The organism is Sphaerotilus sp., from assembly GCF_031429695.1.
Taxonomy (GTDB): Bacteria; Pseudomonadota; Gammaproteobacteria; order Burkholderiales; family Burkholderiaceae_C; genus Sphaerotilus.
Genome location: NZ_JANPAB010000015.1, coordinates 14,297 through 29,767 on the forward strand (window position 1 = coordinate 14,297; position 15,471 = coordinate 29,767).

The window sequence follows — 15,471 nt, forward strand, 5'->3', positions numbered from 1 at the left end:
GAATTAGCAGGTTTCAGGAGCGCTATTTCGGATTTGGGCGAACGGTCGGCATCGCGCCGGACCTTGCGACTCATGAACGCACCTCGACCCGGTTTTCCGCGATCGGCAAGCCCGTCAGGACCTGTCCGGAGCTGACCCGCACACGCACCGGCTGGCCGTCCATGCCGGAGTTCAGCGCCTGCCCGTCGGTCGAGGCCTCGAAGCCCTCGCCTTTGTAGACCAATGTCACCTTGTCTCCCGCGGCAAACCACTGGCGCACACGCAGGTTGTCGGCCCGCATGGCCACGCCTGCACCCACGGCATTCACCAGGCGCCGGCCCAGCAGCCGGGCCGTTTCGGTGAACACCGGCGCGCTGCTGCCGGCCACATCGACTTCGGCGACCTGAAGGTCGGCGGCCGACAGCTCGGACCCTGCAGCGAGCGTGGCGGTGCTGACGACCGCCTTGCGCCACACCTTGACGGTGACCGGCAGGTAGACATTCCACGCCACCGGGCCGCTGACACAGCGCAGGCCGACCCGGGTGCGGCCCCAGGGCAGGGTGCCAGGGGGCAGATAGGGGTCGATCTGCTGGCACGGCGCCAGGCGCAGCCGCGGATCGAGCTGCCCGGGGATCACCTCGACGCGGGCATCGCCCGTGTCGGCCATGGCGGTGCGCGTCACCTCGATGACACGGCGCGACAGCGCGGCCGGCAGGGCGTCGGCGGCTTGGGGTTCGGCCCATGCCGTGGTCGTCAGCAGCGCCAGTCCGACGGTCACGGCCAGAGCGACCACGAGGCGCGGCGGTCGTCGGTGGCGGTCGGATTCCGGCGGCTGTGGCGCCTGCATTGGGCAGGGGACGGACGATTGGCGGAGCAGAGGCAAGCTGATCATGGCGCCGACTGTAGGAGCCGGCCCACGCCGATCAGGCTGCAAGATGGGCCGGGCAGGCGCCCCTATTCGTGGGAGTGAGGGGGGGGCCGCGCATCAAGAATCGGATCCGAGCCCCCGGTGCGGGCCTGTATCGACACCGGGCCCCCGTGGTCGAACCTGCTGCCGCTGCTGCCGACACTGCCATGCTGAACCGCCTATCCGCTTCACTCGAATTCCAGACCCAGGCGCTGGCACTGCGCTCCGAGCGCCAGCGCCTGATCGCCAGCAACATCGCCAACGCCGACACACCGGGCTACCAGGCCCGCGAGATCGACTTCGCCAAGACGCTGCAGCAGATGACGGGCTCGACCGGGGCGATCGGCGCGCCGGCCATGCTCAAGGGTACCGACGGCCGGCACCTCGCCACGGGCGGCGCCTCGGCCGCCATGCGCGACAGCCAGCTGCTCTACGCCGCGCCGAGCCAGACCAACCTGGACGCCAACACCGTGGACATGGACCGCGAGCGCGCCAGCTTCGCCGACAACGCGGTCAAGTACCAGGCCACGCTGCAATTCATCAACGGTGGCCTGCGCAACATGCTCGAAGCCATCAAGGGGCAATGATGTCGATGTTCAATATCTTTCACATCGCCGGCAGCGCGGTCAGCGCCCAGAGCCAGCGACTCAACACAGTGGCCACCAACCTCGCCAACGCCGACACGGCGGCTGGCCCGGATGGCAAGAGCTTCAAGGCCCGCCAGGTCGTGTTCCAGACCCTGCCGATGGGCGACAACGGCTCGGCCGGCGTCAAGGTGTCGCAGGTCCGCGAAGACACCTCGGAGGGGCGGCGTGTCCACGACCCCGGCAATCCGAATGCCGATGGCAATGGCTACGTCACCTACAGCAACGTCAACGCGATCGAGGAGATGGTCAACATGATCTCGGCCTCGCGTTCCTACCAGAACAACATCGAAGTGATGAACACCGCCAAGACCCTGCTGCTGAAGACGCTGCAGATGGGTCAGGGCTGATCACCGCAAGGACTTTCCGCACCATGGCCACCGCAACCACCACCACTTCCAAGGCCGCCGACGCCTCGTCGGTCTACAACCAGCTCAAGACGGGCACCAGCACCACCGCCTCGAAGATGCAGGAGGCATCGGACCAGTTCCTGAAGCTGCTGGTCACGCAGATGCAGAGCCAGGATCCGCTCAACCCGATGGACAACGCCCAGGTCACCAGCCAGATGGCGCAGATCAACACGGTGTCGGGCCTGGGGACGGTCAACGAGAGCATCAAGTCGATGTCCGCGCAACTGCTGCAGATGCAGACGATGCAGGGCGCGTCGCTGGTCGGCAACTCGGTCGTGGTGCCGGGCAATGCGATCGATGTCAGCAGCGGCAGCGGGGTCGGGCATTTCGAGCTGGGTAGTGCAGCCGACGCGGTCAAGGTCGAGGTGCTGTCGAGCGCCGGCAAGGTGGTCGACACGCTCGACATGGGCGCCGAGACCAGTGGCCGCCACACCTTCAACTGGAAGCCAGCCGAGGGCCTGACCGATGCCAGCGGTTTCCGCTTCCGCGTGACCGCCACCTCGGGCACCGCCAATGTCACGACCACGACCCTGATGCGCGACCAGGTCAGCGCCGTCAGCTCGACCGCCACCGGCGGCCTCAGCCTGCAGCTCAAGAGCGGTGGCACCGTCGCCTACAGCGACGTGCGCGCCTTCGGCGGCTGATCCCTGCGTTCCCCACTTCCGTTCCAGGAGTCATCACATGAATTTCCAGCAAGGTCTGTCCGGTCTGAATGCCACCAGCAAGAGCCTGGAGGTGATCGGCAACAACATCGCCAACGCCAACACCTATGGCTCGAAGTCGGCCCGCGCCGAGTTCGCCGACATGTACGCCAACTCCATCGGCACGACGAACAATGTCGGTATCGGTGTGCGGGTGGCCGCCGTGGCCCAGCAGTTCACCCAAGGCAGCCTGCTGGCGACCAACAACGCCATGGACGTGGCCATCAACGGCGAAGGCTTCTTCCAGCTCAAGGCCAGCTCGGGCGATCTGCTCTATTCGCGCAATGGTCAGTTCAAGGTGGACAGCGCCGGTTTCATCGTCAATGGCCAGAACCAGCGCCTGCAGGGTTATTCCGCCGACCAGCAGGGCACGATCCAGACCGGTGTGCGCACCGACCTGCAATTCCCGCCTGCAGGTCTGCCGCCACATGCCACCGACGGTGTCAGCATCGAACTCAATTTCGACTCGCGCAGCGACGCCACGATGCCGACGCCGCCGATTGGCCAGACCTACAGCATCGACCTCAACGATGCGACCACCTACAACAATGCCACTTCGGTCCGCACCTATGACGCCAAGGGCCAGCCGGTGGACGTGGCCTTCTATTTCCAGAAATCGGCCAAAGACACCTGGAACGTCTACGCCGCGGTGGGCAGCACGGAGCTGAAGGACGCCAGTGGTGTTGGCAAGCCGATCATCGAAGGCCTGAAGTTCGATTCCACCGGACTCAACCCCCAGGTACCCGACGCGACGTCTGCCACTGGCTACAAGCCGCTGCAAGCGTTCGAGCTTCCGGAAATTCCGGGGGGGTCGGTCAATGCCGCCATCGCGGGCGTCAAGTTCAACATGGACAAGGTGACCCAGTACGGCGCCACGTTCTCCGTCACCGACGTGACGCAGACCGGCAACGCCCCGGGGCAGCTCACCAGCCTGACCATCGAGGACAACGGCTTCATCAATGCCCGCTATACCAACGGACTGAGCCGCAAGGCCGGCCAGCTGGAACTGGCCAACTTCCGCAATCCGCAGGGCCTGCGTTCGGTCGGCGGCAATGCCTGGATCAACTCGCCACAGGCGGGCGAGGCGGTCTCGGGCGTGCCCGGTTCGGGCACGCTGGGCGTGCTGCAGTCGGGCGCACTGGAGGAGTCCAACGTGGACATGACCGGCGAGCTGGTCAGCATGATCACGGCGCAACGCCTCTACCAGGCCAACGCGCAGACCATCAAGACCCAGGACTCGATCATGCAGACTTTGGTCAGCCTGCGCTGAACCCGGGCTAGAACGACATGGACCGCCGCATCTACCTCTCGATGTCGGGCGCCAAGGCGACGATGCAGCGCCAGGACGTCCTGGCCCACAACCTCGCCAACGTGTCCACCAATGGCTTCCGCGAGGAGCTGCAGTCGTTCCGCGCGGTGCCCGTTCGGGGCGACGGTGCCTCGACGCGCGCTTACGCCCTGGAAACCACCACCGGCTACAACCCGGAGCCGGGCAACGTCGTCGCGACTGGCCGCAGCCTCGACGTTGCCGTCAAGGGCAACGCCTGGTTGGCTGTGCAGGGCCTGAACGGCACGGAGGCCTACACCCGCGCCGGTTCGCTCGAAGTCAACGCCGAGGGCACGCTGGTCACCCGCAGCGGTCTGACCGTGCTGGGCGGTGGCGGCCCGATCAGCGTGCCGCCGAACGCCGAGGTGAGCATTGCCGGTGACGGAACGGTCAGTGCCCGCGTACCAGGCGGTGTGCCGGCGCCGGTCGGCAAGCTCAAGCTGGTCACCTCCGCGGCACCGCTCCAGCGCAGCGAGGACGGCCTGTTCCGCGCCCCTGCGGGCGAGCTGGACGCCGATCCGGCGGCACAGGTGCAGGACAGCGCGCTGGAAAGCTCCAACGTCTCCGCCGTCAGCACGATGGTTGCCATGATCGCCGCGGCCCGGCAGTTCGAGGCCCAGATGAAGTCGATGCAGACCGCCGAAAAAGACGAACAGCAGGCCCAGCAGCTGCTGTCCATGAACTGACGTCCCCGACGTATCCGAACAAGGAACCCCCACCATGATGCGCTCCCTGTGGACCTCGAAAACCGGGATGGAAGCCCAGCAGACCCAGCTGGACGTCATCTCGCACAACCTCGCCAACGTCGCCACCAACGGCTACAAGAAGTCGCACGCGGTGTTCGAGGATCTGATGTACCAGAACCTGCGCCAGACCGGCGCGGCCAGCAGCGAGCAGACCCAGTTGCCCACCGGGCTGCAGGTCGGCCTCGGCGTGCGCACGGTCGCGACCTCGCGCCAGTTCAGCCAGGGCGGGCTGCAGCAGACGACCAACTCGCTGGACATCGCGATCAAGGGCAACGGCTTCTTCCAGGTCCAGATGCCCGACGGCACGACCGGCTACACCCGCGATGGATCCTTCCAGCTGAACGCCACCGGCCAGCTCGTCACCAACAACGGCCAGCTCGTGCAGCCTGGCGTGACGATTCCGCCCAACGCGCAGTCGATCACCATCGCGCAGGATGGCAAGGTTTCGGTGGCCATGCCCGGCCAGGCCGCGCCGCAGGCGGTGGGTCAGCTCACGCTGGCGTCCTTCGTCAACCCGGCCGGCCTGGAGCCACGCGGCCAGAATCTGTTCACCGAGTCGGCCGCATCCGGCACGCCCTCCGCCGCTGCGCCTGGCTCGGACGGCATGGGTGCTCTCTCGCAAGGCTTCATCGAAACCTCCAATGTCAACGTGGTGGAGGAACTGGTGGCGATGATCCAGACCCAGCGGGCCTACGAGATCAACTCCAAGGCCATCACCACGTCGGACCAGATGCTGTCGCGTCTGACGCAGCTGTGACCAGGCGCGCTGGCCTGGTGGTGCTGGCGCTGGCGGGCGCCTTGTCGGGCTGCCAGCTCATGCCCACGGTGGCCAAGGTCGATCTGGCGCCGACGGAGCCGGTGCATCCGTACCCGACCGTGCGGCCGGTGGTCAACAACGGCGCGATCTTCCAGCACGCCCAGTACCGCCCGCTGTTCGAGGACCACCGCGCGCGCCTGGTTGGCGACACGCTGCTGGTGCAGATCGTCGAGCGGGTCAGCGCCAGCGCGCGCTCGACCAGCAATGTCGAGAAGAAGGGCTCGCTGTCGGGGGCAATCAGCGCCGCACCTCTGCTGCCAGCGTCGGTGCTGGGCAAGCTCGGCGTGGGTGGCGAGAGCGCCAACACCTTCAGCGGCAAGGGCGGCACCGAGAACTCCAACAACTTCAGCGGCACCATCACCGCGGTCGTGGTCGAGGTCCTGCCCAACGGCCACATGGTCGTCTCGGGCGAGAAGCAGATCGGCGTCAACGACAACGTCGACGTGCTGCGCTTTTCGGGCCAGATCGACCCGCGCTCCATCCAGCCGGGCAACACCGTGGCCTCGGCCCAGATCGCCAATGTCCGCGTCGAACAGAAAAGCCGAGGCGGCCAGGCCGATGCCCAGCAGATCGGCTGGCTGTCGCGGTATTTCCTCAACCTGATGCCGATCTGAGCGATGGCCATGCACCTTCTGAACTCCCGATCGACCCGCTGGCTGTGGATCCGCCTCGGCTGCTTCGCGGCGCTGCTCGGGGCCATGGCACCGTTGCAGGCCGCGGTGCGCATCAAGGAGGTCGCCAGCGTCCAGGGTGTGCGCCCCAACCAGCTGGTCGGCTATGGGCTGGTCGTTGGTCTGGATGGCACCGGTGACCAGACCACCCAGACCCCGTTCACGACGCAGAGCCTGAACGCGATGCTGCAGCAGCTCGGCGTCACCATCCCTCAGGGCACCGGGATGCAGCTCAAGAACGTCGCCTCCGTGCTGGTGACGGCCACGCTGCCCGCTTTCGCGCAGCCGGGCCAGCCGCTCGACATCACCGTGTCCTCGCTCGGCAATGCCAAGAGCCTGCGCGGCGGCACGCTGATCGGCACGCCCTTGCGCGGCGCCGACAACCAGATCTACGCGCTGGCCCAGGGCAACCTGATCGTGGCGGGTGCCGGGGCGTCTTCGGGCGGCTCCAAGGTGCAGGTCAACCACCTGCTCGCCGGGCGGATCCCGGGGGGCGCCACGGTCGAGCGGGCGGTCAGCAACCCGCTGGCCCAGGGCGAATTCCTGCAGCTCGACCTCAACAGCAGCGACTTCAACACCGCCCGCGAGGTGGCCAAGGTCATCAACGCCCGCTTCGGTGCCGGCACGGCCTCCGCGATGGACGGGCGCGTGATCCGCGTCAAGATGCCACCGACACCGGACCAGCGCGTGAGCTTCATGGCCGACATCGAGAACCTCTCGCTGGAGCAGGCAGCGCCCGCGGCCAGGATCGTCGTCAATGCCCGCACCGGCTCGGTGGTGATGAACCAGGCCGTCACGCTGGGCGCCTGTGCCGTGGCGCACGGCAACCTGTCGGTGTCCATCAGCACGACGCCCGTGGTCAGCCAGCCGGGCCCGCTGTCGGGCGGTCAGACCACCGTGACGGAGCGCACGGACATCAAGATGCAGCAGGACGGCGGCGCGCTGGTGCAGCTGCCCGCCGGCACGAAGCTGACCGACGTGGTCAAGGCGCTCAACTCGCTGGGCGCCTCGCCCGCGGATCTGCTGGCCATCCTGCAGGCCATCAAGGCGGCGGGTGCCCTGAGTGCCGAAATCGAAGTGATCTGAAGGAATCCGACATGCAACGCCCGTCTTCCACCCAGCAACTCGCCGCGGGCGGCGCCTCGCTCGACGCCTTGCGTGGTGCGGCGGCACGCAATCCCGCCGACACCATCAAGGAAGTCTCGCGCCAGTTCGAGGCCCTGTTCATGCAGGAGCTGATGAAGAGCATGCGTGCCACGACGATGGACAGCGGCATGCTCTCCAACTCGGCCACGGCGATGGGCGGCGACATGCTCGACCAGCAGTACGCGATGCAACTGTCGGGCCAGCCCGGCGGTCTGGCCGCAGCCATCGCCCGGCAGCTGGAGCGGCAGATGGGCGTGGCCTCGACCGCCGAAGCGGCGCCGGGTCAGCCGCGGTTTCTGCCCCTGCCCGGCATCCGCGGCAGCCTGGGCACGGCCACCGGGAACGCCGTGTCGGCCCTGTCTGGCGCGACCGAGTCCGAAGCGGCCAGCACCGCGACGTCCTACGGCAGCAATGCGCAGCAGTTCGTCGCCACCCAGGCGCAGGCAGCAGCCAAGGTGTCCGCCGAAAGCGGCATCCCGGCCGATTTCATGCTCGCCCAGGCGGCGCACGAAACGGGCTGGGGGCGGCGCGAGATCCGCGGCCGCGACGGCAGCAACTCGCACAACCTGTTCGGCATCAAGGCGGGTGCCGGCTGGAACGGCCCGACCGTCACCACCACCACCACCGAGGTGATCGACGGCGAGCCGCGCAAGGTGCAGGCGCAGTTCCGCGCCTATGGCTCCTACGAGGAGAGTTTCCGTGACTACGCGCGCCTCATCGGCAGCAGTCCGCGCTATGCCTCCGCCCGCCGTGCGACCGACGATCCGAGCGCCTTTGCCCGCGAACTGCAGCGCGCCGGCTACGCGACCGACCCCGACTACGCCGCCAAGCTCACCCGCGTGATCCAGACCACGCAAAGGCTGCAGCGCAGCCTTGGGCGCGCTGGCCAATTTGCCGATATACAAGCCTAACCAACCAAAAACACCAAGCCGACCACCATGAGCACCAACTCCTTGATGAACCTGGGTGTGCAGGCCATGTTCGCCGCCCAGACCCAGCTGAGCACGACCGGCCACAACATTGTCAACGCCGCCGTCGATGGCTATTCGCGCCAGTCGGTCAAGCTGACCACGGTGCCTGGGCGCAGCTCGGGGGTGGGCTACATTGGCGGCGGGGTGGCGGTGACCACGGTCGAGCGGGCGGTGAACCGTTTCCTCACCACGCAGAACAACCAGAGCCAGTCGCAGGCCACGGCCGACAGCACCCGCCTGGGCATGCTGACCCAGCTCGAAGGCGGCTATGAACTGGGCGAGCTGGGGCTGGGCCAGGCCGCGTCCAAGCTGTTCGCAGCCTTTGGCGACATGGCGGCTGCGCCGAAGGACGAAGCTGTGCGCGAGGTCGTGCTCTCGGCGGTCGAGACGACCGCATCGCGCTTTCGAAGCACCGGTGAGCACCTCGCCACCCTGCAGACCTCCACGTCGCAGCAGCTCAGCGACGAGGTGACGGTGGTCAACGGACTGACCGGCCAGATCGCGGCGCTCAACCGCCAGCTCACCGGCACCGGCGGCGCCAAGAACCAGCCCAACGACCTGCTCGACCAGCGCGACGAACTGATCGCGCAACTCAGCCAGCACATCGAGGTGAGCCGGGTCGACAACCGCGGCCAGGACGGCAAGCCCGACGGCTCGGTGAGCCTGTTCGTCGGCGGCGGCCAGTCGCTGGTGTTGGGCTCGGACAGCTATGAACTCAAGACGGTGCCGGACGCGAACGTGCCGGAACAGATCCGCATCGCCATCGACCTGAACGGGCATGACCGCGAGATCCCCGGGCACACCTTCAGCGGCGGCTCGATTGCCGGACTGCTCAGGTTCCAGGACGAAGACCTGGGGCACGCCCGTGCCGGTCTGGGCCTGCTGGCCACGGCGCTGGCCGATGCCGTGAACACCCAGCATGCCAATGGCACCGACCTCGACGGCGCGGTCGGCCAGCCACTGATGCAGGTCGGCGATCCGGTGGTGGTGGCCTCGGCGCTCAATGCCCGCGATGGCAGTGGCGAGTTCGTGGCCAAGGTCAGCATCAGTCGGGTGGCCGGGCAGGGGGCGCAGCTCAAGGCCAGCGACTACACGCTGCAGCTCGACCCGTCGGACAGCACCCGCTACCAGGTGACGCGGCAGTCGGACGGCACGGTCTTTGGCGGACTGGCCAATGGTGCACAGGTCGATGGCTTCACCTTCGACGTGGGCACCACGGCGCTGGCGTCGCAGGACAAGTTCCTGCTGCAGCCGGTGAGCGGGGCTGCGGATTCGGCGGCCGTGGCCATCACCGATCCGCGCAAGCTGGCCGCGGCCAGCGCCACGGCGGCCGGCTCGGGCAACGCCAATGCGCTGCTGATGCAGAACGTCGCCAAGGCGGCCACAGTGGAGGGCAATACCTTCAACAACGCACACGCGCGGGTGATCTCGGAGCTGGGGGTGCGCGTGCAGCGAGCGACCTCGAATTCCGAGTCCTCGGGCAATGTGGCGGCGATGAACAAGGAACAGCTGGGCGCGGAGACCGGTGTGAACCTGGAGGAAGAGGCGGCCCGGTTGCTGCAGTACCAGCAGAGTTACCAGGCCGCGGCCAAGGTGCTGGTGACCGCACAGAAGCTGTTTGACACGATGCTGTCGGTCATGAACTGAACCCTTATTGACTTGAACCGGAGATCGACATGACCCGTGTAGCGTCCGCCCTGAGCCAGCAGACCGGCCTGAATTCCCTGATGCGCCGCCAGCAGGATCTCGTCAGATCCCAGGAACGCATGGTCAGCGGCAAGCGCATCGAACGCGCCAGCGATGACCCGGCCGGTGCCGCCCGTGCCGAGCGTGCGCTGGCCGACCAGACCCGCAGCGAGGGCCTGCTGCGCACGGTGGGTGCCAGCCGCAACGCGATGTCGGTGGTCGAGTCGTCCATCGGCGACGCGGTGGACTTGGTTCAGACCGCCCGTGAAGCCGTCGTTGAAGCAGGCAACGGGGCATTCAACACCGCCGACCGCGCCTTGCTGGCCGATCGCCTGAAACAGATCAAGGGCCAGCTGCTGTCCATGGCCAACACCGACGACGGTGCAGGCCACTTCGTGTTCGGTGGACAGGGCAGCGACCGCCTCCCGTTCGTCGACTCGGGGGTCGGTGTCGAGTTTCAGGGTACCTCTGGCAAGGTCGACGGCTCCTTGTCCGAGGATCTGCCGCTCGCGGTCGATGGCGACGCGCTCTGGCTGAAGGCCCGCACGGGCAACGGCGTGTTCGAGACCGACCGCCAGGTGGCACCGACCAGCACGGCGTGGATCAGCGCCGGCCAGGTCAGCGATCCGTCCGCCCTGACGCTGACCGAAGGCCAGCGCTACGAGGTGAGCTTCACCACTGCCACGCGCTACAGCGTCAGCCTCGTGGCGAGCGACGGCAGCAGCACGCCGTTTCCCGATGCGGCCAACAGCAGCCACGATTTTGTGTCCGGTACACCGATCACCGGTCTGCCCGGCATGAGCGTGGGCATCTCCGGGACTGCTGTGGCCGGCGACACGTTCACGATCGAACCGTCCAGCCCCAACCTGAGTGTCTTTGATGCGCTCGACCGGGTGATCGACGTGCTTGGCTCCTCGGCGACTGTCGCACCGAATGCCGGGGACCGCGCCCAGGTCATCAACCATGGCCTGCGTGACCTCGACCAGGTGCTGGGCAATCTGCAGGTGGTGCGTTCGCGCTCGGGCGAGACGCTGAACCGGCTCGACGGCCTCGATGCGCGCACGCAGGACCGGGTGCTGAGCGACAAGGCCACCCGTTCGGAGGCCGAAGATCTCGACATGACCCAGGGCATCTCGGATTTCTCCACCAAGCAGTCCGCCTACCAGGCTGCGCTCCAGTCGTACTCGATGGTGCGCAAGCTCTCCCTGTTCGACTACATCAGCAACTGACGCGGCGCGTGTCCCCCACCATGCAGTCCCCGGACGCACCCATCCTCGGTCAGGTTGCCCTCAGCTACTGCCCGATCATCGACAGCCAGCGCAATGTGATGGCCACCCGGCTGTCGGTGTTTCCGCTTGGGCATGCCCGCTGGCTGCCAGTCGGGGAGCTGCTCACCGCCGTCAGCCAGGTCTGGCCAGCCGACGGGCCGCGGGTTGTGCTCTCGGTGCGCCTGGAGCGTCTGCTGGCGGATCTGCTGATGGTGCAGCCCTCGTCGAACGTGATGATCGAGGTGCCGAAGTTCATGGCCTGCGACCCGGTACACCGGGACGCGATCCTGCAGCTTGCCGACAACGGCAACACGCTGCTGTTGTCGGGGCGACCGGACCAGCCGCTGCCGCGCGAGCTGCTGGGTGCCTTCAAGTACGCCATCATCGATCTGGCCGACGAGCGCCGGCTGGATGACGGACCGGTGCCGGAGGGGGTGAAGCGTTCGATCGGCTTCTTTCAGGAAGGTGTCCACACCATCGAGCAGATGGAGGGGGCATTCCGGCGCGGCGCGGTGGCCGTGCTCGGCTGGCCGGTCGAGGAGACGGTCACGGTGCCGCGTTCCGGTGGCGCATCGCGGCCGGACCTGCAGGTCACCCTGCAACTCATCAACCAGGTGCACCAGGAGGCGCCGCTGGCGCAGCTGGAAGCCACGCTCAAGTTCGACCCCGCGCTGGCCTTCAAGCTGATGCGCTACATCAACTCGCCGGTGTTCGGCCTGACCGTCGAGGTCACCTCGTTCTCGCAGGCGGTGATGCTGCTGGGGTATCAGCGGCTCAAGCGCTGGCTCTCTCTGCTGCTGGTGACGGCGGGGCACGACAAGAACCAGCGGCCGGTGATGTACGCCGCTGTGCGTCGCGGCCTGCTGATGGAAGCCCTCGCTGGTGAAGGCTGCAGCGCCGACTTCCGCAACGAGATGTTCATCTGCGGGGTGTTCTCGCTGCTGGACCGCATGTTCCAGCGTCCGTTCAGCGAGTTGCTGGGCACCTTGCCGGTGCCCGATGGCGTCTACCAGGCGCTGGCCGAGGAGCGCGGGCCGTACCACGCAGCGCTCGACCTCGTGCGTGCGCTGGAAGGTGGCAGCGGCCATGACGTGCGCGAGAAAGTGGCGCAGCACGGTTTCCAGGTGCGCCACGTGAACCGCGCATTGCTGCACGCTCTGGCCAGCGCGTTCCAGCTCGGCTGACCCTGCACTGTCGCCGGGCGCCGTGGCCCGCTGCTTACACTGGTGGCATGAAGCTGCCCCATGCCCTGCTGGATGCGCTGGTCGAGTCCGTGCTGGTGTTCGACGACTCGGCACGGCTGGTCCATGCCAACCAGGCCGCCCTGCGCCGCCTGCCGTGCGAGCCCGGCATGAATCTGGCCGACCTGGGGCCTGCGCTGGGCCAGCCGCTGCAGGACCGCCTGCGCGCGGTGCTGGCGGGCGGGCGGATCGAGGCCTACTTTCCCGCGGGCGTCAGTGCCGGGTCCGCGCCGTCGCTGTCGCGGCTGGACAGTGGGCCGTGGGTGCTGTGCCTGCCGCCGGAAGGCAGCGCTGTCACGCTGCCCCGCACACCCCTGACGCTGATCGAGCGGCCACTGCGCGAGTTGCGTGCGCTGCTCTGGACGGCGCCTTTCCCGGCGATGCTCCAGGACGACTCCTTCCGACTGCTGGATGTCAACGATGCCTTCGTGGCGCTCACCGGGCGTGCGCGCGAGGCGCTGATCGGCACTGATCCGATCGCGCTGTGTCCGGCCGACGAGCGCCGTGTCACCCAGGAAGACCGCGAACGTCTGGAACGCGAGCCCGGCGAGTTCATCGGCCCGGCGCTGCGCGAATCGCGTCTGGTCGACAGCGACGGGCGCTCGCGCTGGGTGCGCTCGACACGGTATGCGACCGGTGGCGGTGCGATCGGCGGCCGGCGCCTGCTGATGACCGTGCTGCAGGAGACGACTTCCGAACACGTGGCGCGCGAGCAGGCCGAGCGCTTCTCCCGCGAGCTGGACCAGTGGTTCGACCTCAGCCCGATGGGCATGGCGCTGTTCGACGACCGCGGGCTGGTGCTGCGGGCGAACCAGGGCTTCGAGGCGCTGTCGGGTGGCCCGCTGGTGGACCTGAGCGAAGCGGCCGCGCCGCTGCATCGGCTGCTGAACTGGTCACAGGGCGCGATGGTGCAGCCGCTCTCGCCGGGCGGTGCCTGGGTCAGCAGTGAAGGCGCACTGCCGCACGCTGATGGCAGAACCCGCTGGGTGCGCGCGCTGCTGCGCTGCGACGAGGTCCGGGCCGGGCGGCGGCGCTACATGTGCATGCTGGAGGACCGCTCCGCCGAGGACGAGCGCGATCTGGCCCAGGCGCGTGCCGAACAACTGCTCGGCGAGCTGTCCACCATCCTCGACAGCTCGCCGGCCGGTATCGCCTCGGTGCGCGGCCACCTGCTGACGCAATGCAACAGCCGCTTCGAGCGCATGCTCGGGCTGGCTCAGGGTGCGGCCTCTGGCTGCGACATCCGCGCGCTGCTTGCCGGGGGCACGCAGGAGCCGCTCGACCGGCTGGATGCCGTGCTGGACCGAGGCGAGCTGTACGAGACCGAGGTGGTCGTGCAGGACGAGGACGGTGCCTGGCACTGGTATGCCGTCACGATTCGCCGCACAGGACCGGCCGGCCGCATGCCGCTGGCGATCGTGGTGCTGTCCGAGATCACACGGCTGAAGACGCAGCAGGCCGAACTTGCCCACCTGGCCAGCGAGCACGAGCGCATGGCGGGCGTGCTTGGCCAGCAGGCCGACCGCACGCGGGCGGTGCTGGATTCGGTGCTGGTCGGCATCGTCACCGCCGACGAACAGGGCCGCATCTCGTGGCTGAACCGCTCGGCCCGCCGCATGTTCGGCGGCGACCTGGGCGACTTCATGGGCCAGCCGCTGCACACCGTCGCCACCGATGAGACGGACCACCCCTTTCGCCGCACGGTGCCGCTGTTCGGCGAGCTGCGCGATGGCGAGGCGCTGCAGTTCGAGTGCCGCGTCCAGGCGCGGGATGCCCGCACCTTCTGGGTAGTGGGCAACGCGGTGGCGACGCTGGGGCTGCAGGGCGAGCGTGAGATGACCTTCGCGCTGATGGACATCGACCAGCGCCGCCAGGCCGAGGCGCGCATCGCCGAGGCGCAGGCTTCTCTGCAGCGCATCATCGAAGCGGCGCCGATGGCCATCACGGTGTGCGACGCCGCGACACTGCGTGTGCTGCAGCTCAACCGGGCGGCCGCGGCCTTGTGCAGCGTATCGGCGCCCGACGCGGTCGGGCGGTCGCTGGTGCTGCTCCATCCGCAGCCGGTGGGCGCGAGCCTGCAGTCCGACATCGACGAGGCGCTGGCGCAACCGCAGGTGGTCACGCCACGCGAGTACCGCCTCGTGCGCGACGGCCGCACGGAGATCTGGGACGCACGTTTCCTGCCGCTGGCCCGCTCGGAGGACCGCGTCGACCAGCTGCTGATGGTCTCCACCGACGTGACCACCCAGCGCGAAGCGCAGCGCGCGGAACTGGAGGCGGCGATCGCGCGGCGCGAGATGCTGGTGCAGGAGGTCCACCACCGCATCAAGAACAACTTGCAGGGGGTGGCCGGGTTGATGCAGCAGGCGGTGGTGCGCTATCCGCAGGTGCAGCCCATCATCGCCGAGGTGGTCGGGCAGGTGCAGGCCATCGCCCAGGTCTACGGGCTGCAGGTGGGCAACACCGGGCTGCTGGCGGTGCGCAGCGTCATCGAGGCGATCGCGCAGTCGGTGCAGCGCACCTTCGGGCGCGCGATCGAGCTGACCGTCGAGGGCGATCCGGGCTGGCGCTGGCTGTTGCCGGAGGCCGAGTCGATTCCGATCGCGCTGGCGCTCAACGAATTGTTCACCAACGCCATCAAGCACAGTCCGGCCAGCTCGGGGGTGGTCTGCCGCCTGTGGCTGGAGCCGGAAGCGGTGCGGGTCGAGATCTGCAACCAAGGCCGCTTGCCGGCAGACTTCCGGCTCGACCGGCGTCCTGCGACCGTGTCGGGGCTGGGGCTGGTGAGTGCCTTGCTGCCTCGGCGCAGCGCCAGCCTGGTGCTGACGCAGCAGGATGACACGGTGGTGGCCGCGCTGCGGCTGGCACCGCCCGTGGTGCGCTGCGAGCGTGCAACCCCTTGAGGCGGGGCGGTACCGGTCGGCGCAGTCCTGCGAGACAATCGGGCCATGGTGTTC

General features: G+C 68.0%; 14 protein-coding genes. 13 read left to right on the plus strand and 1 reads right to left on the minus strand.

Annotated features, from left to right (window positions below; genetic code table 11):
* Positions 1-70: 70 nt before the first annotated feature.
* The gene (flgA, locus tag RMP06_RS03430; protein ID WP_310460377.1) at positions 71-757 is read right to left on the minus strand and encodes a flagellar basal body P-ring formation chaperone FlgA; all 687 of its coding nucleotides are present in this window, start codon (positions 755-757) and stop codon (positions 71-73) included.
* 296 nt (positions 758-1,053) lie between these two features.
* On the opposite strand from flgA, the gene flgB reads away from it, so the two are divergent.
* From flgB to RMP06_RS03495, 13 genes are read left to right on the plus strand one after another with little or no spacing between them, the layout of a single operon-like run.
* Positions 1,054-1,473 (plus strand): flagellar basal body rod protein FlgB, encoded by a 420-nt coding sequence (flgB, locus tag RMP06_RS03435; protein WP_310460378.1) that lies wholly within the window; start codon positions 1,054-1,056, stop codon positions 1,471-1,473.
* Entirely contained in the window at positions 1,473-1,880 is a 408-nt protein-coding gene (gene flgC / locus RMP06_RS03440; RefSeq protein WP_310460379.1) for a flagellar basal body rod protein FlgC, read from the plus strand. Before flgB ends, flgC begins: the two co-directional genes overlap by 1 nt.
* A gap of 23 nt (positions 1,881-1,903) precedes the next feature.
* Complete coding sequence (locus tag RMP06_RS03445) at positions 1,904-2,584, plus strand: flagellar hook assembly protein FlgD (protein WP_310460380.1); 681 nt, start codon at positions 1,904-1,906, stop codon at positions 2,582-2,584.
* A 37-nt stretch (positions 2,585-2,621) separates the two neighbouring features.
* Complete coding sequence (gene flgE / locus RMP06_RS03450; RefSeq protein WP_310460381.1) at positions 2,622-3,911, plus strand: flagellar hook protein FlgE; 1,290 nt, start codon at positions 2,622-2,624, stop codon at positions 3,909-3,911.
* A 17-nt stretch (positions 3,912-3,928) separates the two neighbouring features.
* Positions 3,929-4,654: a flagellar basal-body rod protein FlgF gene (flgF, locus tag RMP06_RS03455; RefSeq protein WP_310460382.1), complete on the plus strand. Its 726-nt coding sequence runs from the start codon at positions 3,929-3,931 to the stop codon at positions 4,652-4,654.
* Between the two features lie 34 nt (positions 4,655-4,688).
* Positions 4,689-5,471, plus strand: a complete 783-nt coding sequence (gene flgG / locus RMP06_RS03460) for a flagellar basal-body rod protein FlgG (RefSeq protein WP_310460383.1) — start codon at positions 4,689-4,691, stop codon at positions 5,469-5,471.
* Positions 5,468-6,145 (plus strand): flagellar basal body L-ring protein FlgH, encoded by a 678-nt coding sequence (locus tag RMP06_RS03465; protein WP_310460384.1) that lies wholly within the window; start codon positions 5,468-5,470, stop codon positions 6,143-6,145. The genes flgG and RMP06_RS03465 overlap by 4 nt, the downstream gene beginning before the upstream one ends.
* Positions 6,146-6,148: 3 nt before the next feature.
* Entirely contained in the window at positions 6,149-7,288 is a 1,140-nt protein-coding gene (locus RMP06_RS03470; protein ID WP_409050092.1) for a flagellar basal body P-ring protein FlgI, read from the plus strand.
* An 11-nt stretch (positions 7,289-7,299) separates the two neighbouring features.
* Positions 7,300-8,259, plus strand: a complete 960-nt coding sequence (gene flgJ / locus RMP06_RS03475; protein ID WP_310460385.1) for a flagellar assembly peptidoglycan hydrolase FlgJ — start codon at positions 7,300-7,302, stop codon at positions 8,257-8,259.
* A gap of 27 nt (positions 8,260-8,286) precedes the next feature.
* The gene (flgK, locus tag RMP06_RS03480) at positions 8,287-9,966 is read left to right on the plus strand and encodes a flagellar hook-associated protein FlgK (RefSeq protein WP_310460386.1); all 1,680 of its coding nucleotides are present in this window, start codon (positions 8,287-8,289) and stop codon (positions 9,964-9,966) included.
* A 29-nt stretch (positions 9,967-9,995) separates the two neighbouring features.
* Positions 9,996-11,234 (plus strand): flagellar hook-associated protein FlgL, encoded by a 1,239-nt coding sequence (gene flgL, locus RMP06_RS03485; protein ID WP_310460387.1) that lies wholly within the window; start codon positions 9,996-9,998, stop codon positions 11,232-11,234.
* Between the two features lie 8 nt (positions 11,235-11,242).
* Positions 11,243-12,457 (plus strand): EAL and HDOD domain-containing protein, encoded by a 1,215-nt coding sequence (locus RMP06_RS03490; protein WP_310460388.1) that lies wholly within the window; start codon positions 11,243-11,245, stop codon positions 12,455-12,457.
* Positions 12,458-12,504: 47 nt separating this feature from the next.
* Positions 12,505-15,417 (plus strand): PAS domain S-box protein, encoded by a 2,913-nt coding sequence (locus RMP06_RS03495; RefSeq protein ID WP_310460389.1) that lies wholly within the window; start codon positions 12,505-12,507, stop codon positions 15,415-15,417.
* The last annotated feature ends 54 nt before the right edge of the window (positions 15,418-15,471 follow it).